This is a genomic window from Hahella sp. CR1 (genome assembly GCF_029813005.1).
Classification (GTDB): Bacteria; Pseudomonadota; Gammaproteobacteria; order Pseudomonadales; family Oleiphilaceae; genus Hahella.
Map to the genome: position 1 here is coordinate 31,781 of NZ_JAPELK010000013.1, position 26,792 is coordinate 58,572.

Sequence of the window (26,792 nt, forward strand, 5' to 3'; positions counted from 1 at the left end):
GCTGATTACCAGGTCAGTCCATCTGTGTTCGGCGCGGGCTTATCGTCTACAGGCAGATCTTTATCTGGATCGAATTCCGGTTTGCGCCCCTGACGGTCCAGAGTGCGATCCAGCTCTTCCAGTAAATCCGAAGTGGAGATGGCGCTGTCCGCTTGTTCGGCGCCCTCGATATCCTCTTGCGTCTTTTTGTTCAACACCAGGATAGAAATGCGACGGTTAACCGGGTTGTATGGGTCTTTCTCGTCGTATAGCACGGAGGACGCCAGCCCAACTACTCGCGCCATACGCCCCTCCGGCAGCCCTCCTTCCACCAGCGCGCGGCGCGCGGCGTTGGCGCGATCCGCCGAAAGCTCCCAGTTGCTGTAATTGTCCCGCCCCAGAAAGGGTTGGGCGTCGGTATGGCCGGAAACGCTGATTTTATTCCTGACTTTGGCGATGCTTTTCGCCAGTTCAAATAAGATTTCCTCGAAATAAGGTCTGAGTTCCGAGCGGCCACTGTCAAACATGGGACGCTGCCGTTTATCGACAATCTGAATGCGCAAGCCTTCATCCGTAATATCCAGCAACAGCTGATCCTTAAATGCATTCAGCTTGGGGTTTTTCTCGATCTGCGTCATGATTTCCTGCATCAGCCGAGTCAGCTTCTGCTGCTCAAGTTGCGCTGCGAGGTCCTGAATGGTGTCCTCGCGCATGCGCACTTCCGGCTGATCCTGCGGCTTACCGGCGGTGTCCTGGGTCACCGTCACCGTAACGCTACCTTCCAGGTCTATGACGTACGGGCTGCCGCCCTGTTCAAAACCAATCGGATCGGTGAAGTAGCCAGAGATCGCCTCTTTCTGATCTTCCGTGGCGGCCTCGCTCAGCCATAACACCAAAAAGAACGCCATCATGGCGGTGGCGAAGTCCGCAAACGCCACCTTCCAGGCGCCGCCATGAGCGTGATGCCCCTTGCGGACGCGACGAACGATAATCGGCGGGCGTTCCTCCATCATATCCCGCCTCCGTTGTATTCAAGCCAGCGCGTTTCAGACATGATCGCCGCCACCTATTTGGAGCGGACGTAATCATTAAGCTCCTGAAAACTGGGACGTACGTCCGAGTTCAGGGCCTTGCGCCCAAATTCGATGGCCAATTGCGGCGCCAGGCCGGTCATGGTCGCCAGTATGCTGACCTTGACGCACTCATAGGCTTTGATTTCTTGCGCCGCCAAGTGATGCATGGCGTGAGAGGTTGGACCGACAAAGCCATAGGCCGCCAATATCCCCAGAAACGTCCCCACCAAAGCAGCGGCGACATGCACGCCCAGCTGGTCAGGCGGCCCTCCGAGTGATTTCATCGTGATGACAATTCCCAACACCGCAGCGACAATCCCGAATCCCGGCAGGGCGTCCGCTACGCGATTCACCGCATCGGCGGGCTTTTCCAGCTCCTGCATCCGGGTTTCCAGCTCCAGATCCATCAAACCTTCCAGCTCATGAGGCGCCATGTTGCCGGTACTGACAATACGTAGATAATCGGTAATGAAGTCTCGCAGCTTATCCATCCGCACGATGGCGGGATAACGGTTGAAGATCTCGCTGTTAAGAGGGTCGTCCACATCCGCTTCTATCGCCATGACGCCGGAGCGTCGCGCTTTATCAAACAAATCGTAGAGCAAGCTGAGCAGATCCATATAGACCACCCGGTTAAAAGGCGACCCCATGATCATTTTCGGAACGGCTTGGAATATCTGCTTGATGACTTTGAACGGGTTGGAGATCAGGAAAGCGCCCAGCGCCGCGCCGCAGATGATGATTAATTCGAAAGGCTGCCACAGGGCGGCCAGTTCCCCGTGCGACAACACATATCCGCCCAACACGCTGGCCAGAACGACGATCACTCCAAGAATTAAAAGCATACCAGGAACATTCTCTGCTTAAGTGACAAGGCAGCCACTATTAACTACTTTTATATTGTTAGTTAAGATCAAAACCGGCGATTTCACAAATACTTATGCAGGATACCGCACCGCCCCAACAATCCATGGCGTGGGTGGATCAGTTGGTTAAAAAACCGCTGCCTCCCGTTACCGCCACCAATAAAATTCTGTTGGGACTGCTCAGCAAATCGTCCTTGTCCTATCAGGGGATGAGCGACTTCATCAAAAATGACCCTGTGCTGGCGCTCACCGTGCTCGGAAAAGCCAATGTGGCGATTCGCAGCGACGAAAGCCTGGTAAAGACGCTGGCCCACGCCATCAGCCTGCTGGGAGTGGAGTTTCTGGAAAAACTGCTACAGGAAACCCCTCCGCCGGAATCAGATAAAGAAGAGCCAGTGCGACGCTATCATCAGGCCATCGCCACCAGCTTTTTCGCCGGCCATCTCGCCTCTTACATCGCCGCCCACAAACATAAAGGTAAAGAAGAGGAATATTTCTGGGGCGGCCTGTTCTGGGGCGCGCCAACCTGGTATTTATGGCGCTTCACGCCCAAGAAAATGCAGGCCTGGACACAGAGGCTCGAGCACTCTTCGACACATCGCCGCTCTGTTGAAGAAAAAGTATTTGGAGCCCCTTTTATTGAGGTCTGGAGCAAAATCCAGGAGGCGTTCGCCTTGCCGCAAACGGCCGTCGACGAACACTATCTGCATGACCTGCCGTTGATGAAACAGCTCGTGCGCATCTCCCGACGCTACAAAAGCACCGGTTCCGGCGATTTGTCAGAAGACCGCGACCTGCGCCTGTTTGTGAACAGGCCGGAATTCATTGTCGGCTTGAGTAATCTCATTGCCTTTCATGCCCAACTCGACTGGCGCAGCAGCATATTCAACCGCCTCAGCAAAGTGTTGGCGGTGTATCTGAACAGCCCTCTCAGCGAAGTCATTCGGCAAACGCACCTGATCGCCGTTGAATCGGCGCGCCTGCACCCCTTAGCCTCAGGCAACCGACTGGCGGAGTCGCTCCTGTGGGATCCCAAGATTCTCGTTCGTCAGGAGGAGGAAGCCCCGGTTGTCATTCCCTCGCCCGCTCAGGAACCCAAGCCTGCCCTACGAAAAGAGCCGGTAATCGCCGCGCCGCCTCCGCCGCTTGTCGAAGAGGATGAGACAGAAGAACCCTTTGTCCGCGAGCAAGCTAAACCCAGAGAAAAAACCGTTCCGCCTCCTCGCCAGACCGCCCAGGCCGACGTCAGAAAGCTACGCCACGGCAACCGGGATCTTTACGCTGAGCTGACGAACATGATGCTGCAGTCGCCGCATCAGTTTAAGGACATCGCCTTTCTCATGAACAACGCCGCCCGTTGCGTGAAATACGGGGTGGGCCTGCATACCTGCGTCATTGCCCTGATCAACACTAAACGCACGCGTCTCAAGGGGTATTACGCCGTGGGCGCGGAAGACCGTCCCGACCTGCCCCGCATCGACCTGGACCTGACGGAAGCCAGTCTGTTCAGCAAGCTGATGGAGAAACCCTCCAGCCTTTGGGTCAAACCCGGCAGTTCTCCCAAAGTAAAAGCCATGATTCCCGACAGCTTCAAGGCGCTCAACAAGATGGACGACTTCTTCCTCATGTCCTTGTTCGTGAAAACCCGTCCCGTCGCGCTGTTTTATGCAGACGCCGGCCTGGATAGCCTGCCGCTCAGCGAGTATGAGTACGAAAGCTTTAAGCACGTCTGTAGCTCAGCCTCTCATGTTCTGCACCATTTCGCCGTACGCAATCAACAGAATAAGAATCAGGAGAGCTAGCCTCTGAAAGCGCTATGCGCTCTTAGCCGCTTTTGCTAACATCCGAGGCTTTCAACGACCGCGCGACCTGCTACGCAACGGCGCTTCTTAATATCCAAACGCCCGACCAAGAGAGAGCATCCCGATGGCGAATACCCTGGACTCCCTGCCGCTAATTCTCGAACCCGAACAGCTGGAACCGCTGCTTGGCTCGCCCGGCCTGATTCTCGTCGACCTATGCCGGACTGAGAACTATCAGGCTGCGCATCTGCCGGGAGCGATTCATATTCCACCGGGGGCGACGCAATATGGCCGCCCGCCCGCGCCAGGCCTGTTACCGGACAAGTCTCAGCTGCAAGCCATTGTTCAACACATCGGGTTACGTCATGACAGCCACGTAGTGGTGTATGACGATGAAGGCGGCGGCTGGGCCGGCCGGATGATCTGGCTGCTCGATAGCATCGGATTTCAGCGTTACAGCTATTTGAACGGCGGTCTGGTCGCCTGGCATGACGAAGGTCGCCCGCTCACTCGTGAGGAGCCCAGCGTCACTCCCAGCGATTACGAGATTCAGTTGCGCTCAGAGCCCACAGCGACTCTGGACCAGTTACAGGCTGAGCTGGGCGACTCCGCACTGGCGATATGGGACGCCCGATCGCCTCAGGAATACCAGGGAGTACGTCAAACCGCCATGCGCAATGGCCATATTCCCGGCGCCGTTAATTACGAGTGGACCCGGGCGATGGACCCATCCGCAGGTCTGCGTCTGCGCGACCTGACGGCAATCAAAGAAGAACTGGAAGCACTCGGCCTTAACGCCGACAAACGCATCGTCACTCACTGCCAATCCCATCACCGCTCAGGACTGACTTATTTGCTCGGGAAGGCGTTGGGCTTTAATATGCGCGCCTACGCTGGGTCTTGGGGCGAGTGGGGCAACCACCCCGATACGCCGATCGACCAGCCCTGACAGACCGCGTTTGCGGTGGTTTTACGCACGGAACACAACATGTCCTTATCTGACCGTCTTTTTATTCTGAGCCAGCATCTGACTCCACAGCACGCGCTATCGCGCGCCATTGGCAAGCTGGCGGATTCCAGGACGCCGTTTATAAAGAACACCTTCATCAAGTGGTTCATCAAGCGTTATAACGTGAACATGCAGGAAGCGTTACTTCCGTCTGCGGAAGATTATGCCTGCTTCAACGACTTTTTTACCCGGGCGTTAAAGGATGGCGCACGCCCTATCCATCCTGACGCCTCACGACTGGTGATGCCGGTGGATGGCGCTGTATCGCAGGCAGGCTCCATCGACTATGGCAAAATCTTCCAGGCCAAAGGCCATAGCTTCAGTCTCGTCGAGTTGTTGGGAGGCGACCTGCAAAGGGCGCAACCGTTTATTGGCGGCGAATTCGCGACCATTTATCTGTCCCCCAAAGACTATCACCGCATCCATATGCCGATAGACGGCGAACTGCGGGAGATGATCTATGTTCCCGGCAAACTCTACTCGGTCAACCCGCTGACCACCGAGAACGTGCCTGCGCTGTTCGCGCGTAATGAACGCGTCGTGTGCATTTTTGACACGCCACTGGGACCGATGTCCATGACGCTGGTCGGCGCCATGATCGTCGCCAGCGTGGAAACGGTGTGGGCCGGCCGCGTGGCACCAATGGGCAAAACAGTGCGCAGCTATACCTACAAGCCAGGCGAAGTCACCATCAAGCGCGGCGAAGAAATGGGACGCTTCTGCCTGGGCTCAACTGTTGTGATGACCTTCCCTAAAGGCTCCATGCGCTGGCGCGAAGGCTTCAAAGCAGAGACGCCAGTGCGCCTGGGCGAAGACCTGGGTGAAATTTTGCAGACCGTTACGGCCGTTGACGAGCAAATAACGGATTAATATGACGACGGGCGACAGGCCGCTCCGGTCTGTCGCCGCGACGCTTCAGCTAGATTCTGTCCGCCGGAAACCCCAACACATCCTCTAACCGGCATTTCCCTTCGAGCACCATAAACAGCCGATCCACGCCCAACGCAATGCCAGAGGACTCCGGCATATCAGGCAGCGCCGCCAGTAAACGCTCGTCCACCGGAATAACCGGTTTCTTCGCCGCTGACCTGGCGAGATTGTCTTCTTCAAAGCGCCGTCTTTGCTCAACCGGGTCTATCAACTCGTCATAGGCGTTGGCGATTTCGACTCCATTGATGTACAGCTCAAAGCGGAAAGCCACCGCATCGCCTTCGGCGTCTTCACCGACTCTGGCAAGCGCCGCCTGACTCGGCGGATAGTCACGGATAAACACCGCACCCAAGGGTTTCAACGCCGGCTCAACGCGGTGAGTCATCAGCACATCCAACGCCTCATCCCGACTCAGCTCTGACGCAGCCATGCCGCTGACTTGCGCCGCAGCCTCCTGCAACACAAAGGTCTCCGCCCGATACGGGTCCAGATCGACAAAGCGCTGGAACGCCTGCCGATAACTCATGCATTCCGCTTTTTCTTCGTAGCCCAGACTGGCCAGAAGCTCCTCCACCTCACGCTGCAGATCCTGGAGCGAAAACCCGGGACGGTACCACTCCAACATGGCGAATTCCGGATTATGACGAGTCCCGAACTCGCCGCGCCGAAACGCCCGGGTAATCTGGTAGATGGGCCCTGAACCCGCGGCGAGCAGGCGCTTCATCGCATGCTCCGGTGAGGTGAGCAGATAGCGAGGTTCAGGGTCCGCACTGATGACGTCAAAACTGTCCAGATTGAGGTCGGTCGCAGTAACGCTGCTCAGCAAAGGCGTATCTACTTCCAAGACTTGCCGATCATCGAAAAAAGCGCGTATGCGCTTAATAAAATCAGCTCTTTTGCGAAGGGTGTCGATTGTGGCGCTTGGACGCCAGTCGGGCTGTTGCATAGTCGAATAAGAAAAAATCAGTCTGAAACAATAAAAAAAGGCGGATTCCAACGAATCCGCCTTTCCATGAGTCAACACGCGGCCTTAAAAAGGTCTGTGCGGCGTTATCAGCTCTTAACGCGGCTCACGTATTCGCCGGAGCGAGTGTCGACTTTGATCATTTCGCCCTGGTTAATAAACAAAGGCACAGCCACCACCGCGCCTGTGGTCAACTTGGCGGGCTTGCTGCCGCCCTGAGCGGTGTCGCCACGTACGCCGGGATCAGTTTCAACGATTTCCAGCTCTACAAAGTTGGGCGGAGATACAGACAGCGGCGCGCCGTTGTATAAAGTCACGGTGTAAACGTCCTGTTCTTTCAGCCACTTAGTGGTGTCGCCAACAGCGGAAACGTCCGCCGCATGTTGTTCGAAAGAGCCATCCGTCAGCATGAAATGGTAGAATTCGCCGTCGGTGTACAGGTATTCCATATCCAGATCCACAACGTCCGCGCCTTCTACAGAATCACCGGACTTGAACGTACGCTCACCGACGCGGCCAGATTTCAGGTTACGGAACTTGACCCGGTTGAACGCCTGCCCTTTTCCGGGTTTGACAAACTCGTTCTCAATAATGGAACAAGGGTCTCCGTCCAGCATAATCTTGAGACCTGATTTGAATTCGTTGGTAGAATAGTTGGCCATACTTCCTCTTGAAACAGAATGATCGCCAGACGGCGACGCATGTTAAAATTCGGTCAGAACCTGACTTGTGGTGCAAATTTGTAAATGATAGCCCGAAATCCGGTTGCAGTAGAAGTCTGCGACGCGAAACTTGACGCCCAATCCGCCCCCTCACTCTCCTGGAGCCAGCAAATCGTCGACATGATCAAGTCGCCGCAGGAACTGCTGTCGCTTTTGGAGTTGCCGCAAGCGCTATTGCAGGACGCGCTTACCGGGCATGCGCAGTTTCCGGTGCGGGCGACTCGCGATTACGTGCGCCGCATGAAGAAAGGCGACCCGAACGACCCTCTATTACTTCAGGTGCTGCCACTGCATCTAGAGCAGCAGGAAATGGCCGGCTATAGCGCCGATCCGCTGAGCGAAGCGGATTACACCGCCTCCAAAGGCATCTTGCAGAAGTATCACGGCCGCGCCTTGCTCATTACCACCAGCGCCTGCGCCATCCATTGCCGTTACTGCTTCCGACGCCACTTCCCCTATAGCGAACATCGCCAAAGCCGCGCGCAATGGAAGGAAGCCCTGGCGAGTTTGCCGGGCGACGACAGCGTCAGTGAGATCATTCTCAGCGGCGGTGATCCGCTCATGCTGAATAACTCTGTTCTTGATGAGTTGCTCACTCTCATCGCAGAGCTGCCGCAGATCAGCAAGGTAAGGCTCCATACGCGTCTGCCAATCATGCTGCCTGATCGCATTGATCAAGGACTACTGGACCTGTTTTCGGACCGTCCATTCAAAACCATCATGGTTATCCACGCTAACCACAGCGCAGAGCTGGATGGCTCCGTGGAACAGGCTTTGGCGCGACTGCGCCCGGCAGTCCATATGTTGCTGAACCAAACCGTTCTGCTTAAGGGCGTTAATGACGACGCCCCCACCCTGGCCGCTCTTAGCGAGAGATTATTTGAATGCGGCGTTACGCCCTATTACCTGCATCAGCTCGACAAAGTTCAGGGCGCCGCTCATTTTGACTGTGGCGACGAACGCCTTTCTTCTTTAATGCAAGCGTTAAGAGCCAAACTACCCGGTTACTTGGTTCCGCGCCTAGTCAGAGAAATCCCCGGAGCCCCCTCCAAAACGCCCATCTTCGCCTAATTAAGGACAAAGGCGCGGCGCAAAAAAGTTTTGACAGGGATGACTGGTTATGTAACTTTTTGTCGCTTTGTGTTACACCCATGTTAATCGTAAAAGTTTGCAAAAGAAGGGATTTTGGAGGCCCCTCCACTCCCTTTGAAGAATCTTTGCTATTCTAAAAGCAAGAATTTTCATTTATTTTGAAAAAACGCGCGTATCCCGCTGGATTCATTGAGTTATCGGCAGGCATGCGTTCAGGTCACCACGAAAACTATAATGGTTGTCATGCATGGACGGTCAAAGTACTGCGCCGAAAATAACTGTTCCTGAGCTCAAGCTCACCTCGCTGTCCTTCTGCGAACCTAACGTTAAGCAGTTGGAGCATTGGGTGAGCCAGCTGCCCATCGCCAACATTGGTGAAACCGCCAAACGGCTATACCATGCGATTATTGAACTCAACCAACTGATTACCGCACCCGCTAACCGCTACCAGTTAATGGAAGTCATCCGTGGACCCATCTATTACGTCTGCACGGAGTTATCAAAGCACTTTCTTAACCATTCAATAGTTCTGCCGGAAAAACAGCGCAAAATCGCCAACCTCGCCCAGGCCCTGCAACTGCATCTGGCTAATGGCTATAAACTGGTGATTCACGATCAGCTCAGCGCCTCCATGTCGGACCGCGCAAAAAAATCTCTGGCGACGGCCTGCCATCGCGCCATCAGCGACCTTTCCCGTTGCGTATTACGCGCCTGTCAGCTGTATTGCCAAAGCCCAACCAATGTCTGGCTGGAAATCCATCAGCTTTATAAATTCGCGCACACCTTTAAGTTCGCCAACGCCAAAGTGCGTGATGAACAGTCAAAGTTATTTGAAGAAACCACGCTGGAGCATATCTACAAGCGCGTGCTGCTGCTTGGCTGCTGCAAGCCCAATCAGATGCGCCAGAATGATATCGCCGCCGCTTTCGAGGCCTTCGAATCCTGGGCGCAATTTACGGATGTTTTGGACGACGCGGAGACAACCGCGCTGTTTATCGTCAATCCCGGCGCTGATGCAGCGCCTCACTATCGCAGTCTGCAAAGCGCAGCGCCCAGCCTGGACTCTTTCGGTTTCGACACCGCCCGTCTGGTGGACAGACTGACGGACTACATCGCCTATGTGAACACGCACAAGAAGGCGCCCGAAGGCGTCTTGGACATGCCGGTGCGGATGACCGACAACGTATTGTCATCGCTAAGTCAGGCGTTGGGCATTCTGACAAAACGCACCTTTAAACGTATGTCCAGCACCGGCCGCGTATTCCTGAGCGTCGGCCTCTCCGCCACGCACTTTTTCTGCGCCAACGGCATCGAATTCAATACCCTGCTGATGTCGAAAAACGACGACGACAATGACGTCAACTATTTCATGCAGCGCGCGCGTAAAACCGATGTCTGGAACTCCTCTTTCGACGCTGGTCCCACTCGTGACGATCGCGGCCGCGCCGCTGAAATGTCGCCGATAAACTATCCCGGCATCAATCGCATTAAACAGACGGAAACCAAATCCAACTACATGCAGCATATCGTCCCCCTGGTGAACACCAGTCCGGGCGGCTACTGCATTCAATGGGTGGGCGACGTGCCCGGCAATGTCCAGGCTGGAGAGTTGCTTGGCGTGCGCGAAGATGAGTCTCACCCCTGGAGCATTTCCGTCATCCGCTGGATTCGCCAGATTAAACAACATGGCACTCAGTTCGGCGTCGAGTTGCTGGCGCCCAGCGCCAAGCCTTGCGGCGTACAGCTCACGCAGAAAACCGGCGAAGGCAGCGAGTTCTTGCGCGGACTGCTGTTGCCGGAGCTTCCCTCCATCGGGCAACCTGCGACGCTCATCACTCCTCGCCTGCCGTTCCAGGTGGGTCACAAAGTCATCATCAACAAACAGGGACGCGAAACCAAAGTGCAGCTTTGTCGTCGGGTGTCCGCCACCGGCAGTTTCAGTCAGTTTGAGATTAAGTTTTTAAATCAATCGCTTAATCAAGCTCAGGAAGAAGTGAAAACTACGGGCGCAAGCGAAGATGATTTTGATTCACTATGGCCGTCCTTATAGGAACAAACGTCAAATTACTTAACATATTTCCTTGTCGCATAATAAAGAGCGACCTAGAATAACTTACATATATAAAACTTTGTAAAATCTGGGCTGTAGAGCGCTCTTGAGGTGCGTTCGGCGCCAAGGTTTACGCCAATTGACTGGAGTTTGATCAATTCACGTTCATGCAAAAAAAAAATCCAACGGTACATTTGCTGATCCTGGACGCCTCGCAAAATGATGCCGAAAAAGTAGTCAGCCTACTTCGGAATGCAGGGAGAGCCACGCGCGCTCACCGAGTCACCAGTCTGGAGGATTTGGAAGAGTCGCTAAACTCTCAGGTGTGGGATCTGTTCATCGCCAAAGAAGTCGACGGGGAAGTCACCTACAAGCACTGCCTCGAACAAATCAAAAGACTGGAAAAAGACCTTCCTTTTATCCTTCTGACACAGACCTTCGATGAGGACTCAGCCCTGGAAGGACTGAAGCTGGGCGCACGCGAAGTGCTTCCGGTGGACGCACTTCCGCGAATGGTGTTTTCCGTCAAGCGCGAGCTGAGCGACCTGGAAGAACGTCGTCGTCGCCGCAACATCGAAGTGCATCTGCGGGAAGCGGAAAAACGCTGCAACCTGTTGCTCGAAAGCTCCATGGACGCCATCGCCTACATCAACGAAGGCATGCACGTTTTCGCTAACAAAGCTTACCTGGAGCTGTTCGGTTACGAAGACATCGACGAATTGATGTGTATTCCCGTCATGGACGTTCTGTCCAGCGGCAGCCAGGAACCTTTCAAAGATTTCCTCAAAGCGTTCAATGACGCCCAGCAAAATCAGCAACATAAAGAGCTGACCTGCACTATTCGCAAGAGCGACGACTCCGAAGTAGAGGTCGTCCTCAGCTGCTCTCAGGCGACGTATGACGGCGAAGCCTGTACTCAGATTATCGTGCGCCCGGAAGTCGATCCTGAACTGGAAGAGAAGCTGCGCAAGTTCAGCAGCGAAGACTTGCTGACCGGTCTCTACAACAAGGTGCACTTCATGGAGCACCTGGAAGGAGCGATCGACAAAGCGCTCAACAATGACCTGCAAGGCAGCCTGCTGTATCTGGAGCTGGACGACTTCTCCGTCGCCCGTAACGAATACGGTATCCCAGGCTCAGACAGCATCCTTGGCGATTTCGCCAACATGTTGAAGTCCATTTGCCCGGACAACTACTCCCTGGCCCGTCTTGGCGATGACACCTTCGCTATATTGGCGTCCCAGGTCGACGATAAGGGCTCTGAGCAACTGGCGGAAAATATTCGCAAGCAGACGGAAGAACATTTATTCGAAGTCGGCGACCGCACCGCGCAGGTAACCGTCAGCATAGGCATCGCCCGCATCAACGAGAATGCGCCGAAGGCAGAAGAGCTGATGAGCCGCGCCCACAAAGCCTGTTCACATGTTCACAATCTGGAAGGCAAGAAGAAAGGCAATGGCGTTTACTTATATAACGCCGTGGACTTCGACGCAGCGCAGCCTCTGGATGAAGACATGGTCGCCGTGCTGCAGCGCAGCCTGGACAATGGCCGCTTCCGCCTGTTGTTCCAACCGATCATTGGTTTACGCGGCGAAGGCGAAGAGCATTACGAAGCCTTCCTGCGCATGTTGAACGACAAGGACGAGGAAATCAGTCCATCCGAGTTTTTGCCCATCGACAGCAACGCCGAACTTGCGATCAAACTGGATCGCTGGGTGATCCTGCAGAACATCAAGAGCCTCAGCGCGCATCGCGCCAAAGGACACGACACCAAGCTGTTCTTGAACATCACTCCCTACACCGTGCTGGATAAAACCTTCGTACAGTGGCTGGGCCTGGCGTTGAAGGCAGCCAAACTGCCCGGCGGCGCCTTGATATTCCAGATCGCCGAAGAGAACGCTATCGAGTATCTGAAACAAGCCAAAGAGTTCGCTGCGGGCATTAAACGCTTAGGCGGCAAGATTTCCATTGGACGTTTCGGTTGCGCCTTGAACCCATTCAACACGATCAAACACGTTGAATGCGATTACATCAAGATGGATGGCTCATTCACCGAAGAGATTCAGAAAGACGAGCGCTCCAGAGAGAAGCTGAAGGAAATGATCACTCAGCTACAGGAGTTGAAGAAACTAACGGTAGTGCCTTTCGTGGAAAACGCTTCCGTACTGTCCACACTGTGGCAGGCGGGCGTCAACTACATTCAGGGCTACTATCTGCAGGAGCCCTCACCGGAAATGAATTACGACTTCAGCGAGGGCGAATAGCCTCGCAGACGTCGACATTCGTTCCTTTTGCTGTGTTCACGGCGGGCCTGAGGCCCGCCTTTTTTGTTTTGGATGCCCCGTCCTGAATAGAGTTGGCGCCTATTCAGGACTAGACAGGAGAGCAGCTTACTCGCCGCCCACCAACAAAGCAGTGTCGCTTTCCCGCAGCCCCAGCAAGTAGAGAATGCTGTCGAGCCCCAGATTGGAAATCGCGTGCTTGGCGGATTCTTTCACCAGAGGTTTGGCGCGGAAGGCGATACCCAGTCCAGCCACGCTCAGCATCGGCAGATCGTTGGCGCCGTCGCCCACTGCAATCACCTGCTCCAGACGCAAGCCTTCTTTTTCTGCAATCTCCCGCAACAGCTCTGCTTTGCGCGCGCCATCGACAATCCTGCCAGTCACCTCGCCCGTGACTGCGCCGTCTTTAATATCCAGCTCGTTGGCGTAAACGTAGTCTATGCCCAACTTGGCCTGGAGTCCCTTGGCAAAATAAGTGAAGCCGCCAGAGAGAATCGCAGTCTTGTAACCCAGCATACGCAGATGGGAAATCAGCTTTTCCGCGCCTTCCGTCATCACCAGTCGCGCCTGCACTCTTTCCAGAACGCTCTCAGAGAGACCTTTCAATAGCCCCACTCGCTTGCGGAAGCTTTGCGAGAAGTCCAGTTCGCCGCGCATGGCCATTTCAGTGATTTCAGAGACCTGCTCGCCAACACCCGCTTCTTTGGCCAGCTCATCGATGACTTCCGCTTCGATCAGCGTGGAGTCCATATCAAAAACCACCAGACGACGATTACGGCGATAGATATCGTCTTTCTGAAACGCGATATCCAGGTTCAGGTCATTCGACACATGCAGGAATTCCGCTTTTAACGCATCCAGATTCTGCGGCGTCCCGCGCACTGCGAACTCGATACAGGCCTGGGCGTTTGTGCGGTCTTCGTAAAGTGACAGACGGCTCGACAAGCGGCTGATGTTGTCGATATTCAGATGATGGTCAGCAGTAATCCCAGACACCCGCGCAATCTGCTCTGCGGTGATCTCGCGCGCCAACAGCGTGACAATATAACGCTCCTTGCCCTTGCCTTTCGCCCACTCGGAGTATTCCTGCTCTGATACCGGCTTGAACTGCACCTGCAAGTTCAAGGCGTGAATGCAAAACAGAAGCTCCTTCAAAACATTCGCGGATTCCTCGCTGTCAGGAATCTGCACCAATATGCCCCAGGTCAGATAATCGTGAATAACAGCTTGGCCGATATCTAAAATAATCAGCCCGTGCTCAGCCATGATCCGGGTGATCGAGGAAGTCAGTCCCGGTTTGTCATATCCAGAGACATTAATCAGTAGTATTTCGCTCACGGCGTCTTCCACCTCAATCTAACTGCTTAGCTATGAATAATTGCGGTCATCGCGCGCCCGGACGAGCGCGCGCAGAAGTGATTTACTCGCCTTCCGGAGATACCGGTTCGGCGCTTTCATCAACGATGATTTCCACTCGGTCGACGCGTTGCAGGCCACGGGGCAGCTTGTGCCCACGGCGTCCGCGCTCACCCAGATAATGGCTCAAGTCATCGAAAGTCAGTTTGAGGAAACGCTTACCCGCGTGCAGCACCAGGGTGTCTTTCTCACCCACCACCGCCAGATTGCTCATGACTTCTTCACGAGCTTGCGCACGAGCGCTGGGGATGCCGATGATCTTGTTGCCCTTGCCTTTGGCCAGCTCTGGAAGTTCGCTCACGGGAAACACCAGCATCCGTCCTTCATTACTGATCGCCACCAAGTGAGGGTTGTTTTGCCGCTCCAACAGAATCGGCGGCGATACGCACGCGCCTTTCGGCAAAGATATCAAGGCCTTGCCAGCACGGTTTTTCGATTGCAAATCTTCCAGCTTGGCAACAAAGCCATAACCCGCGTCTGACGCCAGCACCACCTTCATGGAGTCCGGCCCCATCAGCACATGGGTAAAGCCCGCGCCGGAAGGCGGATTGACTCGCCCGGTAAGCGGCTCGCCCTGCCCCCTGGCGGAAGGCAATGAATGCGCCGCCACGCAATAGGAACGTCCAGTATCGTCAAGGAAGATAGCATTCTGGTGACTGCGCCCCTTGGCGGCGGCGAGGAACTTGTCGCCCGCTTTGTAACTGAGGCCTTCGGCGTCGATATCATGACCTTTGGCGGCCCGCACCCAACCCTTCTCTGACAACACCACCGTCACTGGCTCAGAGGCGATCAAATCGGTTTCACTGAACGCCTGCGCTTCTTTACGCTCAACAATGGGAGAGCGGCGCTCGTCGCCAAACGTCTCCATATCCTGCTTCAGTTCGGTCTTAACCAGCTTACGCAGTTTTGCTTCAGAACCCAGGATGTCTTCGAGTTTCTTACGCTCTTTTTCCAGCTCATCCTGCTCCGCCCTGATTTTCATTTCTTCCAGGCGGGCCAGTTGCCGTAATTTAGTGTCCAGAACGTACTCGGCCTGCACATCGCTCAAGCCAAAACGCTCCATCAGGACGGGTTTGGGCTTGTCTTCACTGCGGATAATCGCGATGACTTCATCGATATTCAGGAACGCAACCAACAAGCCTTCCAAAATATGCAGGCGCGCCATTACCTTCTGTAAGCGATGCTCCAGTCTGCGTCTGACCGTCTGCGTTCGGAACGTCAGCCATTCCTGCAGCAACACGCGCAGGTCTTTCACCGCAGGACGTCCATCCAGGCCCACTACGTTGAGGTTGACCCGATAGTTCTTTTCCAGATCCGTGGTGGCGAACAAGTGCGCCATCAGAGGCTCTGCGTCAATGCGATTGGAGCGAGGAATAATGACCAGTCGAGTCGGATTCTCATGATCGGACTCATCCCGCAGATCCGCCACCATGGGCAGTTTTTTTGCCTGCATTTGTTGGGCGATCTGCTCCATGATGCGGGCGCCGGACACTTGGTGCGGAAGCTCAGTGACAACGATGTCCTGACCTTCTTTGGTGTATTTCGCACGCATTTTTACGGAGCCGCGTCCCGTCTCGTAAATCTGACGCAGATCGCTGCGAGAGGTGACAATCTCACCGCCGGACGGGAAGTCCGGTCCTTCTATATATTCACACAGGTCTTCCACCGTGGCTTTCGGGTGATCCAGCATGTGAATACAGGCTTGCGTCACTTCCCTCAGATTATGGGGAGGAATGTCCGTCGCCATGCCAACAGCGATGCCTGTGGTGCCGTTTAGCAGAAGATTGGGCAAACGCGCAGGCAGTAAAGCCGGCTCATCCAGGCTGCCGTCAAAGTTGGGAACCCAGTCCACCGTGCCCAGACCGATTTCGCTTAACAACACTTCCGCGTACTTCGCCAGACGAGCTTCGGTGTAACGCATGGCGGCGAAAGATTTGGGGTCATCCGCAGAACCCCAGTTGCCCTGTCCATCAATCAATGGATAACGATAGGAAAAAGGCTGCGCCATCAACACCATGGCTTCATAACAGGCGGAATCGCCATGAGGATGGAATTTACCCAACACATCCCCGACGGTACGGGCGGATTTTTTGTGCTTGGAGGCGGCGCTCAGGCCAAGTTCGGACATGGCGTAAACAATGCGCCGTTGCACCGGCTTCAGGCCATCGCCGATATGGGGAAGCGCCCGGTCCAGAATGACGTACATGGAATAATCAAGGTAGGCTTTTTCCGTATATTCCTTTAGCGGACGACGCTCAATCCCCTCTTCAAACATCATGCTCATAGATTCTTAAATGCTCGCTCAGCTCGTCATTCGAATTTGTCAAAACCCGTACTCTACGCAAGGTCTGGCCCAAGATAAAGTCAAATTCGCATTGCTACGTAGCGGCTTGTACGCATTTTGAGCAAGGTCTGCAATCACTAAGATCGCCTCACTCCATTTAACAAAGGAGGCTAACTTGTTATTCAAAATTTTCGTTCAGCAGAAAGAGCAGTTGGCCGCAGCCAAGCCTTCCGCTCCGCAGCTTCCAGCAAAATTTCCAGTGCTCGGAGCCAAACTGGCCCCGTTCCTGTTTCCATTTTGCATGAGTGCGTTCCTGGTGATGATGGCGATGGATTATCTCATTTCAGGACATTGGCAGGCGGCGCCTTACTACTTAAGCGCCAGTATTGTTTTGGCGAGCATTATCGCCGCAGTAAGAACCATCAAGAAAAAGCAGTAGCCGGATTTATCCGCCCTCTCATTCATAATAAGAGCTTATTCGCTCATCCCTAACGCTACTTTCCACAGGCTGGAAACCCGAGTCACCGCAGGCGACTAAAAACAATAAGCCTACGCGGGCCGACCGGAAAGCTTGGCGAACTCATCCATATAACGCATCACTTTTCTGACGTACTGATATGTCTCCGTGGGCGCGTCCTGCTGCAGCGCTTTTAACACTTGCTCACGAGTTTGTACTGGGAATTTTCCGACGATTTTCCGTCGTACATTGCTTGGCCCCCAGTTGTAGGCCGCCAGCACCAGCATGGTCTGCACCGTCCGATCTTCGACCTGACCAAAGTAGCGGTGCCTCAGAATTTTCAGATAAGCGCCGCCCAGCTTGAGATTGGTATAAGGGTCAGCCAGTTCCTTTTCCGTAGGGTTTCGCGACTTTTTGTACAGGCGCTTGTAGGCTTCACGACCTCCCGCTCCCGCCACCACCTGCATCAGGCCCATAGCGCCCCTGTCGCTACGCACGTCTGACCGCAAACTGGATTCCGTTCTGGCGACGGCGTATAGCAGACGTTCTTCCATATCCAGCTCTACCGCCACCTTGCGCACTTCTTTGGCGTAAGCGTATTGAGGCACATGACCCGGAAAGCGATCCGCATCGTGAATCGGATCAGCATTGGAATAGTAAGCGGCGTGCAAGGCGTCAGCGTCTGGCAGTAACTGCCCGTGACTAGTTTGAGCATTAAACAGGCTCTGCATCCCTCCGAAACGCCAGGCGCTGACTACCAGGCCGAGCATGCAGGCGGCGATAAATGCGATAAACAGTGGCGTGATATATTGTTCAATTAAAGGATGAGCGGCGACCACTTTCTGCTTCATTCCCACTTTCTCCATCACATCTGTATGGAGCCATTCTAATTTTCGAGGGAATTTAAGCTGTTTAAGCCGCGTTGGTATTTTGTTATTGAAAATTAAGCAAAAGCAAAATAATTAAAAAACCTCGCCGGCGCGATGGCGTCGGGCCGGCGGACTCGTCAGACATTTAGTTTAATACCAGTCTGTGAGCAACACCCCAAAGCCAATCCTTTGCGTGCGGTGGTTATAGTCGATCAGACTCTCGCCATAGCCATCGTAATACTCAATATATCCCTTCAAACGCCCCTGCAAGGGGAAGCTGTAGGACAATTGCACCGTGGTGTGGTTGTCATTGCGGCGGAAGTTGTTGAACAGGCGCATACTGGCCACGTTCTCATTATGCTTATAGGTCGCCCCAAACTCTGCGTACCCCATATAGTTGTGAATATCGGGGTTGTCGTCGTCATCCCCGCTTTCCGGCAGTCGCCACCAGGGTTTAACGCTGAAAGTCATACTTCCCTGATTGAACAGGAACGCCGTATAGATGCGGTTCCAGCTTCGCGACGTCGGCTCGGTGCGCCCATTCGACTGATGACTCAATCCCAGCACATAGTGCTCAGAGGTGTAGCCAAACAGGCTCAGGTTATTACGGAACAAAAAAATCAGCTCGGGCTCGTAATTGGTTTCCCGAAAGGGCGCGGACAGTGACTGGTTATACAACTGCCAGAAAGAGACCTGAGTATAAGCAAACCAGAGGCTCATGGGCTCGGGGATAAAGTTACGCGCCAATTGCACTTTGAAACTAATCTGGAACTTGGTCTCCGAGTGCTTTTGACTCTCCAGGTCCATACTAGGCTCTCTGGTCGGGCTGTATGGCATCTCGTTGGGGTCGTCCACATAGGAATACAACAGCAGATAGTTGGGCTTGTGAGGGATAATGAGGAATCGGTTGTCGGAGAAAGTCGTTTCAAACTCCAGGCGCTTATCGATATCGCTGGGTTGCCGGATATCGCCTAGGGGGTCATCATTCTGCTCCTCTACCGCGCCCGTTTGGGGGTCGTCTTCCTTACCCAGAGATTTGGCTACGCTGTCATAACAAATCAGGCGTTGCTGTACATCCTCCAGCTCATAGCACGCCAATATAGGCGTCTCGTTTTCTTCGGCGAAAACCGTCGTCGCCCCGAGTAACAAAAGACACAATCCCCAACGCATTAAATCACCATTTCTTCCTAACCCACTGAAGCAAAAGCGTATTTAACATCATACGCGAAAGCTTACAATCATTTATGTTTGAGCCCGAAATTACGATCCGAACATACCGCAGAAAATTCCTGTTGCCGTTCCCAAACAAAATACTGTACATTTAAACAGTATTTTGGAGGCAGGTTATGCAATACGGCGAAGCAAGCAAAGGGCGTGGAACCGGGACCAATCCACACAATCGTTTTCACCCGCAACGCAGCGAGAGCGATCCCGCTGAAATCGCCGCGTGGAGCGAAGTCCACGACGAAGCTTATCAGAAGCACCCGCAAACGGAATATATCCAGCAAAGCTGTCAGTCCATTGTCAGCAAGAATAATTCCCCCGATATTCCCTTCACTTACTCCATCAATCCCTACCAGGGATGTGAACATGGATGCGTCTACTGCTACGCCCGCCCCAGTCATGAGTACCTGGATCTGTCGCTGGGCCTCGACTTTGAAACCAAGATCTACTGCAAAACCAATGCCGCGGAAAAGCTGCGGGTCTTTCTGGATCAGCGCAATTACCGCTGCGAAACCATTGCTATCGGCGGCAACACCGACCCATATCAGCCCTCCGAAAGGCAACTGAAAATCACCCGCAGTCTGCTCAATGTCATGGTGGATACCAAGCACCCGGTTACGCTGATCACCAAGAGCAACCTCATACTGCGCGATATTGATCTATTGCGGGAGCTGGCGTTTCAGAACCTGGTCAAAGTCATGATCAGCGTCACCACCATGGACGTGAAACTGAAAAATATCCTGGAACCCCGCGCGGCGAGTCCCAAAGCGCGTCTCAAAGCGATAGAGACCTTGCGCCGGGAAGGCATCCCCGTTGGCGTCATGGTGGCTCCGGTAATCCCCGGCATCAACGATCCGGAAATTGAAGATATCGTTACCCAATGCGCCAACGCCGGCGCACTCAATGCCGGCTATATCCTGTTGCGATTGCCTCATCAGTTAAAGGAGCTTTACGAAAACTGGCTGCAGCAGCACTATCCGCTGCGCAAGGAGAAGGCGCTCAACTTGCTGAGAGAGTGCAGAAATGGCGAGCTGTATCAGTCTGATTTCCGCACTCGCCAAAGCGGCGTGGGACACTTCGCCCGTCTGATCGAGCAACGCTTTAGTATCGCCGCCAAGCGCAATGGACTTAATCTACGACGGGACTCTCCACTGCGCACGGACCTGTTCACTCCGCCAGGGGCATCCAGGCAGATTGATCTGTTTTCCTTGTAGAGCGAGCCCTATGGCTCGCTCTGTACGGCTTAGCCGAATACCGTTACAGTCTGCTGGCTGAGCGCCACCAACTCGCCTTTGGCGTTCCACAACTTGGAGCGGGTATAAGCATACCCTTCCGAAGCGTGCTCAACGTATGCCTTATACAGACACAGCTCATCCGGCTGAATTGATGGCGTTGGCTGCGGGAACTGAATAGACCAGGTCAGCGTGCTGGCGGGAGCCGGCGCTTTCACCCAAGATAAGGTCGCTGGCGGCCAGGCGTCCACCAATCCAAGAATGTGACCTAAAGTAATCGCAGGCTCCGGCTGGCGGAAGCGCACCCAGCCACCCATTTCTCGCGACTGCACGCCGGAGAACGGCAGGTTGCCATAGGCGTAGTAGTAGTTGAAATGCTGGGTAAACTCGGGCGTGACGCCTTTAATGTAGGGCATTTCAATACACTGATCAGGAGCCTTCGCTTCTGGCGTCGCTTCCCCGGACGCATTGATGATGGTGTCCCGCGCCTTGCCGAAACTGGCGAAAGCCGTGGCTTTCACTTCCCCTTGTTGAATAGCGCGGCCCAACACCTGGCTGACTGAACCGCCTTCGCGCAATAACTCGCTGGCGATGGTCAATTTAGTAGGGGCGACGGGGGAAACGAACGAGATATTAAATTCACGCAGTGGGCGATCCTCGGAGAGCGACTGGCGCATGGCTTCGTAGATAAACGCCGCTACCAGCCCTCCAAAGGTCGAGCGACCTTGGGACCAGTCCTCGGCGATTTCTACATCGCATACTGAGTCGCTAACTTCTCCCAGGAGCTTGGAAAAAAGCATTGGAATTCACCTTTATTGCTTACATTGCTTCATGACGAAAAATGTCCTGGCCTCCTGACGTCATACTGCTACACGCCATCAGGCGCACACAGGATCGGGCGTTATTCGCCGGTCGCCGTCATTTGCGACCGAACGATGTTTACAGCATTAACTTTAAATTGCAAGGCTCCACCATCCCCCTTCCAGCCAGTTTCAATTCCACCGACTCAAAGCTGCAAACTGAAGCCTGCACGGGCAGGATATCGCCTTTCCCGCCCGCTAGGACAAAAAGCCTGTTACAGGGACCCCTGTGCGGCCATGTCCATATATTTACTGGTAAAGCGCAGCTTGACGTTCTTCTCGTCACCCAGCACTTTGCCGTTATCGAACTGAATGCCGACAAAGTCAGCCGACTGCGCGGTAGCGCCAAACAAACCTTTGTCGAAGCTGAACTGACGCACGTACTCCATGGTCTTCTCAATCGCGTCGGACTTGGTGTAGTCGCGGGCTTCGGCTGGCGTGTAGAACATCGCGGTGGTGCGCAGCTGAGCTTTAAACTCAGGCACCGTGGCGCCAGTGGCTTCCGCCATATACTCGATCGCTTCTTTGCTGCCCGCGCCGCCGCTTATGGTCGCCATGGTTTCATACCATGCGCCGGTAAGGGCTTTCTTGAAACGCTCATCCGCGTCTGTCTTCACAAATGTGATATCCAGAATTTCACCTGGAATCATGGACGAGTCAAAAATCATCTGCGCGCCCTTGGCGTTACGCGCCTGCTGCAAAGGCGGATTCCAGGTCACCACCGCGCCTTTGGAGCTGGAGATAAAGGCGCTGGCGATGTCCGCATCAGAGGTATTCACTACCGTGACGTCTCTTTCAGACATCCCGTTTTTATCCAGTGCACGCGCCAGCATGTAATGGGATACGGAAAACTCCACCAAGTTGATTTCCCGTCCTTTCAACTCCGCCACGCTGTGCGCGCCTTTCACGACGATACCGTCATTGCCGTTGGAGTAGTCGCCGACGATAATCGCCTGCGTGTCCACGCCGCTAACGGAAGGAATCGTCAGCGCGTCCATATTAGTCGCGGTGACCGCGTCAAAGTCGCTGGCGGTATAAAGGTTGATGGACTCGACGTAGTCATTGATCAACTGCACTTCAATTTCAATGCCGTACTTGTCCGCCCACTTCTTGACGATGCCCTGATCCGCTGCGTAGCCCCAGGGCTCCCAGCCAGTGTAATGGGACCAGGCCAGTTTGAACTTATCCGCCGCTGAAGCGGAGGCGGAAACCGCCAGGCACATCATGATGGAGGTTATGCTTCGTACCATAAATCTTTTTCCTTGTTGCAAAGTATTGCGTCCGTCGTCAGTAACGGACAGCCGGTTATTCTTTATTGATATCAATAATTTCAATGGCGTCTTCCAGGGAAACGCGGGCTTCTTCCGCCCCTTCCATTTTCTGGATGGATTTCTCCATTTTGCCGCTCAGGTCATCCATATCCACAATAGACTGCGCCATCTTGGGCAGGGCGTTGCGACGGAAGCTGCTGAGTTCTTCCAGAGCGGCCTGCACATCGGTAAAGGCTTTCTTCAACGTATTGATGTCCAGCTGCGCCTGAGAGGCCTGCTTTTGAATCTCCACGCCCTGTGTGCGCAGCGTGCTGGCGGTCTCGGCGATCAAATCGTTGGTGGTTTGAGTCACCGCCTGCACGCCTTTCAGCACTTTCTTCTGCGCCTGTAACGCCAGCGCCAGTGTAGAAGCCGTGGACAACGCAGTCACAGTCACGTTGCAGGCGCGATCAACGCCGCGCACCAATTCCTGGTTGTTGCGGATGATCACTTCTGTGGACAACACGCCTTGCTGGTTCACCGCCAGCATCTGCTGCAGGTCGATAATGCGCTGGCGTAACGGGAACAGCACTTCCTCTTCCAGAAACTTGCGCTTCTCCTCATCTTCCTGACGCTCCACCTGAGAAGTCAGCTGTCTGTCCAGCAACTGTCCCAGCTTGATGTAGTCCTGCAGCAGGAAGGTCAGTTCACGCATGCGCTTCTGATCGTTGCGCAGGGTGACGTTATCCCGCTCCAGTTGCGACTTGCCGTCTTTCAGCGTCGCCACGATGTCCTGAATCACGCCTTCAACGCTTTGATAACGCGCGAACCAGCGCGCCAGAGGCGTGCCCACGCCAGGGATCATCGACAGCAGTCGACGAAAGCCGCCCATATTGAAATCAACCCGGTTCGGATTGATGTCGGTCACCTGCTCCTGTAACGTCAGCAGGCCTTGCGCCACCGGACCGCCGTCCTGAGCGTCACGCAGCAAATTGGCCATGGGCTGTTTCAGCATAGCGCTTTGCTGCGCCATATTACGCGTCACAGTTTCACCCAGATTGGCCACGGCGCGGGCCTGAGCGTCGCGCTGGTCCAGATTGCGAAGATCGATGCCGACCAATTTATCCACCAGCTCGTCAGCCTGCGCTTGCAGCTTGGGATCAACCTCTTCAGATTTGGAGGTTTCCGCAATGACCTGCTTCTCTATTTTCTCTTTCTCGGTCAGGATTAAATTGCTCACTGGTTATTCCTCATCACTTTTTTTGCGCATATTGCTGCGAGTTTTCAATTAGTGTGGTCAGTTCCTTGATCGCTTGCTCCATATCCATGGCGGCGCGACCACTACTGAAATCCGTATTGGCGAGACGGGCGCTGACCTGATCCAGCTTGGTCAATGCCTCCTCGTTTTCCGCATAAAGGGAGCGCACCCGCTGCATTTGCTCATCGAACAAATGCAGCCGACCGCGCAGCTGCTCGCGGGTTCTTTCCGCTTCCGCTGAGTCAACGCCATCCATGCGCTGCAGCTTGCTCTCGATAGCGACCCGGTCAATCGCGCTGACTGACTGCAGGGACAGAGAGACGCCTTCCAGATTATCCAGGCCATTCAGATACACCTGCTCCGCCATCGCCAGATAGCGGTTATAGGTCAGTTCCGTGGACTGCAGTTTGCGATTGAGCACCTGATTGAAGATCTCAAACTTCTTCTGAAATAACTGCAGCTGCTGGATGGCGTCATCCGCATTCAGTTTAGACAACTCCGTATTAAGGTGAGCGATGGCCTGTTTGCGCTGCGCTTCCAGCGCTTTGCGGTACCGCTCAATGTAGCGATTGGCGTGAGCTCCGCCTTTGGCGAAATACTCCCAGGACCAGCCCCCCAGCGCCAATACGGCGCCGCCCACCAAGGCGCCCAGCGTTGCGCCGCCCACACCAAAAAGCATGGTCGCAGCGCCGCCCAGAAAACCGACCAAAGCGGGATATAGCGTCACCGGCTGGGTCAGCGAGGTTTTCAGCGTCTCCGCTTTGATCTTGGCGGGTTTGATCGCTTTGGTGTCAAAGGTCATACCTAGATTTCCCCACTCACCAAAACGATTTCCACCCGCGGCAGGCGGTAGTTGTAGGCGCGCAACGATTCGTTCGGCAGTTGCGGCAGTGGTTTTTCACCGCCAAAACCAACAAATCGGAACCGGTTCGGATCGATTTCATAGGTGACTTCGATATAGCGATACACCGCTTCGGCGCGGTCCAGGGAAAGCCGTTTGTTTGCTTCCGCATCGCCCCTGACTCCAGTATGCCCGCGAATCTCCACGCGGAAGTTCGGGTAGTGCTGCAGGTTTTCCATCAACAGATCCACTTCGCGCTTACCTTCCAGCGTCAGCTCCGACGTTCCGCTGGCGAAGATAATCGGACGCACTTTCAGCGCGCCGAACTCACGCAGACGTTCCCACTCCGACGCGGCCAGCGCGCGAAAACGCGCTTTCTCCGCAGAGCTGCTTTCGCCAGCGAACTCACCCGTGGCCAGGGTGTCGTAAAGCTCTTTGATGGGGGCGCTGGTGAGCAGTCGATAAGGGTCGTTATTCGGTATGGGATTACGGCTGAACACTTTGTCGTCGAGCAAAATGCCCACTGCGGACTCAATGGTGTCCACCAGATACTCACGACCGGCGTTGCGGCGTCCAACGCCAAACCAGTCTTCCGCATTTTCGGTGAGACTCTTCCACTCTACACCGCTCAGCAGTTCTTTGGACTGTTTGGCGTCAAGATCGTATTCGTCACGCAGCGCTTTCACCAGCTCATCCTGATTGCGACGATAGTGCTGCAGCGTCTGGTAATACGCTTTCAGGAACACTGACACCATCTCCGGGTCTTTACGCAGCACCGTTGCGTTAGCCACCAGCACATCCACAATCAGCTTCTGAGTGTCCTCGGTGCCCAGCAGACGCACAATGCCGTCGTTGGACAAGGCCCGGGTCACTTCCGGCTCCCACACCACCGCCACGTCAGCCTGTCCTTTGAGCAGCGCGTCCAGCGCTTCGCCCGAGCCGTTGGTCGGCATTTTCCAAGAGGTCGACTGATTCAGCGCGGTCAGGTCAAAATGGCTGCGGATCGCCCTTAACAGATGCTCGCTGGGCGAATTGGGCGTAAACGCCACTTTGACGCCGTTTGCGGTTCGTAAATCCTCAATGCCCGCTACTTTGGACTGACGCGCCACAATGGCGTCGCCGCCCTTGCTCTCGTCGATCACCGAGATGATGGGACCAGGATAATTCACGGCCGCTCCATTCTGGACATAACTGTCCACCGTGGCGACGATAAAGGTGTACTCGCCTTTGCTCAGACGCTTGAAGCGGTCCTGATAGTCGGCCTGATCATCCACGCATTCGAGCAGATAGCCCTGGCGGCGCAGGCGCGCATTCATTTCCGGCGAACACAAGGGGAAGTAGCCCACCCAGCTGTCCCTGGCCAGGCGAATGGTTCCCTTGGTGTTCTTGGCGTCTGTGGTCTGCAGTTGGCGGTCCTCCTGGGATTGCAGCAGGAATATTTTGACTCCCGCCATCACCAGCAGCCCGCCCAACAGCAGGATGATTACGATCTTAACGTGCGCTTTCATGCATCCAGTCTCTACTGCCTGAGGTCGCCTTGCGTTCTATTGTTGAAATTCCAGGAGCGTGAAGTCCGGCGCTTCGGCCAATACTTCATTCAGCCCCGCCATCAGACTGTCCGGGTCGCTCGCAGAGCGGTAAAAGGTTAACCCAGGCTGATGTAGGGAGTGATCGTCGCCAATACAGAAACCAATGGTATGAATGTTGATCGGCGTATTCTGCAGAATGGACTGCACCGCCCCATCGGTTTCATAACCACGGCTGGCCAATCCGTCCGTGATGATCACCAGGTGATATTCGCCATAGCCCAGTTGCTTGCCCGCCTGTGTAGTCAAGGCGGCTTGGCCGTCCTCCAGGCCCGCGGACAGCGGCGTACCGCCGCCGGCGACTAACTGGTCGATCATCTGTTTTACGACCGGACGATTCTGTGTGGCGAGATGGGTGCGTTCGCCAACGCCCTGGCCGTCAAAGGCGTAAACCCCCACATTGGCGTCAGCCGGCAACTGCTCGACGAACTTTTTCACCGCGGTTTTAGCCACATCCAGCTTGCGCTTGCCGTCGCCGCAATCGGTATTGTCCATGCTGCCGGAGCCGTCGAACACAATGTAGTAGTTCTTCGCCAGCAGGTTGTTGCTCAATTCGCTTTGCTCCCGCGTCGCCGGCCAAAGGTTATCCGCTGGGCGCATGGCGTAAAGCGCGGTAGGTTTAGCCGCCTGCGCAGGCTTCGTCTCTGCGGTCGCCGCCGGGGCGGAGGACGAGGCTGGCGAGGAGGAGCTATCGCACCCCGCCAGCGCCGTCAGGGCGATACAGACTGAAAGTTTCTTCAACATCG

Annotated in this window: 22 protein-coding genes; 8 read left to right on the plus strand and 14 right to left on the minus strand. The window is 54.8% G+C overall.

Annotated features, from left to right (window positions below; translation table 11 throughout):
- Positions 1–5: 5 nt before the first annotated feature.
- Both motB and motA read right to left on the minus strand, forming a co-directional pair.
- Complete coding sequence (gene motB, locus ONV78_RS25470) at positions 6–992, minus strand: flagellar motor protein MotB (protein ID WP_216735113.1); 987 nt, start codon at positions 990–992, stop codon at positions 6–8.
- Positions 993–1,045: 53 nt separating this feature from the next.
- Positions 1,046–1,897, minus strand: coding sequence for a flagellar motor stator protein MotA (gene motA, locus ONV78_RS25475; protein ID WP_127968928.1), 852 nt, complete (start codon positions 1,895–1,897; stop codon positions 1,046–1,048).
- A 95-nt stretch (positions 1,898–1,992) separates the two neighbouring features.
- Between motA and ONV78_RS25480 the strand changes: the two genes are divergently transcribed.
- The 3 genes from ONV78_RS25480 to asd all read left to right on the plus strand — a co-directional run bounded on the left by ONV78_RS25480 (position 1,993) and on the right by asd (position 5,599).
- Positions 1,993–3,720: an HDOD domain-containing protein gene (locus tag ONV78_RS25480; RefSeq protein WP_279507233.1), complete on the plus strand. Its 1,728-nt coding sequence runs from the start codon at positions 1,993–1,995 to the stop codon at positions 3,718–3,720.
- A gap of 124 nt (positions 3,721–3,844) precedes the next feature.
- On the plus strand, positions 3,845–4,669 hold the full coding sequence (locus ONV78_RS25485; protein WP_279507234.1) for a rhodanese-like domain-containing protein: 825 nt from the start codon (positions 3,845–3,847) through the stop codon (positions 4,667–4,669).
- A 39-nt stretch (positions 4,670–4,708) separates the two neighbouring features.
- Positions 4,709–5,599 (plus strand): archaetidylserine decarboxylase, encoded by an 891-nt coding sequence (gene asd / locus ONV78_RS25490; protein ID WP_279507235.1) that lies wholly within the window; start codon positions 4,709–4,711, stop codon positions 5,597–5,599.
- Positions 5,600–5,648: 49 nt separating this feature from the next.
- On the opposite strand, the gene epmA is transcribed toward asd, so the two are convergent.
- A complete protein-coding gene (gene epmA, locus ONV78_RS25495; protein WP_279507236.1) occupies positions 5,649–6,605 on the minus strand; it encodes an EF-P lysine aminoacylase EpmA in 957 nt (318 codons plus the stop codon).
- A gap of 107 nt (positions 6,606–6,712) precedes the next feature.
- Positions 6,713–7,285, minus strand: a complete 573-nt coding sequence (gene efp / locus ONV78_RS25500) for an elongation factor P (RefSeq protein ID WP_011399132.1) — start codon at positions 7,283–7,285, stop codon at positions 6,713–6,715.
- An 84-nt stretch (positions 7,286–7,369) separates the two neighbouring features.
- Between efp and epmB the strand changes: the two genes are divergently transcribed.
- The 3 genes from epmB (at position 7,370) to ONV78_RS25515 (ending at position 12,751) form a co-directional block, all read left to right on the plus strand.
- Positions 7,370–8,416 carry an EF-P beta-lysylation protein EpmB gene (gene epmB, locus ONV78_RS25505; RefSeq protein ID WP_279507237.1) on the plus strand — a complete coding sequence of 349 codons (1,047 nt, stop codon included), beginning with the start codon at positions 7,370–7,372 and terminating at the stop codon, positions 8,414–8,416.
- A 268-nt stretch (positions 8,417–8,684) separates the two neighbouring features.
- Positions 8,685–10,487, plus strand: coding sequence for a GTPase (locus tag ONV78_RS25510; RefSeq protein ID WP_279507239.1), 1,803 nt, complete (start codon positions 8,685–8,687; stop codon positions 10,485–10,487).
- A 167-nt stretch (positions 10,488–10,654) separates the two neighbouring features.
- Positions 10,655–12,751: an EAL domain-containing protein gene (locus ONV78_RS25515; RefSeq protein ID WP_216735120.1), complete on the plus strand. Its 2,097-nt coding sequence runs from the start codon at positions 10,655–10,657 to the stop codon at positions 12,749–12,751.
- A 126-nt stretch (positions 12,752–12,877) separates the two neighbouring features.
- On the opposite strand, the gene serB is transcribed toward ONV78_RS25515, so the two are convergent.
- Together serB and parC are read right to left on the minus strand one after the other, a co-directional pair.
- Positions 12,878–14,107, minus strand: coding sequence for a phosphoserine phosphatase SerB (serB, locus tag ONV78_RS25520; RefSeq protein ID WP_216735121.1), 1,230 nt, complete (start codon positions 14,105–14,107; stop codon positions 12,878–12,880).
- Between the two features lie 82 nt (positions 14,108–14,189).
- Entirely contained in the window at positions 14,190–16,469 is a 2,280-nt protein-coding gene (parC, locus tag ONV78_RS25525) for a DNA topoisomerase IV subunit A (protein ID WP_253938087.1), read from the minus strand.
- Positions 16,470–16,644: 175 nt separating this feature from the next.
- On the opposite strand from parC, the gene ONV78_RS25530 reads away from it, so the two are divergent.
- On the plus strand, positions 16,645–16,908 hold the full coding sequence (locus tag ONV78_RS25530) for a hypothetical protein (RefSeq protein WP_041598903.1): 264 nt from the start codon (positions 16,645–16,647) through the stop codon (positions 16,906–16,908).
- A 110-nt stretch (positions 16,909–17,018) separates the two neighbouring features.
- On the opposite strand, the gene ONV78_RS25535 is transcribed toward ONV78_RS25530, so the two are convergent.
- Entirely contained in the window at positions 17,019–17,777 is a 759-nt protein-coding gene (locus ONV78_RS25535) for a transglycosylase SLT domain-containing protein (protein ID WP_279507241.1), read from the minus strand.
- Positions 17,778–17,945: 168 nt separating this feature from the next.
- Positions 17,946–18,965, minus strand: coding sequence for a phospholipase A (locus ONV78_RS25540; protein ID WP_216735123.1), 1,020 nt, complete (start codon positions 18,963–18,965; stop codon positions 17,946–17,948).
- Positions 18,966–19,141: 176 nt separating this feature from the next.
- Between ONV78_RS25540 and ONV78_RS25545 the strand changes: the two genes are divergently transcribed.
- Positions 19,142–20,233, plus strand: coding sequence for a PA0069 family radical SAM protein (locus ONV78_RS25545; RefSeq protein WP_279507242.1), 1,092 nt, complete (start codon positions 19,142–19,144; stop codon positions 20,231–20,233).
- A 29-nt stretch (positions 20,234–20,262) separates the two neighbouring features.
- Here ONV78_RS25545 and ONV78_RS25550 read toward each other — a convergent pair whose 3' ends face one another.
- The 6 genes from ONV78_RS25550 to ONV78_RS25575 all read right to left on the minus strand — a co-directional run bounded on the left by ONV78_RS25550 (position 20,263) and on the right by ONV78_RS25575 (position 26,790).
- A complete protein-coding gene (locus tag ONV78_RS25550; RefSeq protein WP_279507243.1) occupies positions 20,263–21,051 on the minus strand; it encodes a thioesterase family protein in 789 nt (262 codons plus the stop codon).
- A 275-nt stretch (positions 21,052–21,326) separates the two neighbouring features.
- A complete protein-coding gene (locus ONV78_RS25555) occupies positions 21,327–22,361 on the minus strand; it encodes a putative urea ABC transporter substrate-binding protein (RefSeq protein WP_216735126.1) in 1,035 nt (344 codons plus the stop codon).
- 55 nt (positions 22,362–22,416) lie between these two features.
- Positions 22,417–23,601 (minus strand): toxic anion resistance protein, encoded by a 1,185-nt coding sequence (locus tag ONV78_RS25560; protein ID WP_216735127.1) that lies wholly within the window; start codon positions 23,599–23,601, stop codon positions 22,417–22,419.
- 13 nt (positions 23,602–23,614) lie between these two features.
- A complete protein-coding gene (locus ONV78_RS25565) occupies positions 23,615–24,421 on the minus strand; it encodes a hypothetical protein (protein WP_279507244.1) in 807 nt (268 codons plus the stop codon).
- 2 nt (positions 24,422–24,423) lie between these two features.
- Positions 24,424–25,968 carry a phosphate ABC transporter substrate-binding/OmpA family protein gene (locus ONV78_RS25570; protein WP_279507245.1) on the minus strand — a complete coding sequence of 515 codons (1,545 nt, stop codon included), beginning with the start codon at positions 25,966–25,968 and terminating at the stop codon, positions 24,424–24,426.
- Between the two features lie 36 nt (positions 25,969–26,004).
- Positions 26,005–26,790, minus strand: a complete 786-nt coding sequence (locus ONV78_RS25575; protein ID WP_279507246.1) for a VWA domain-containing protein — start codon at positions 26,788–26,790, stop codon at positions 26,005–26,007.
- Between the last annotated feature and the right edge of the window lie 2 nt (positions 26,791–26,792).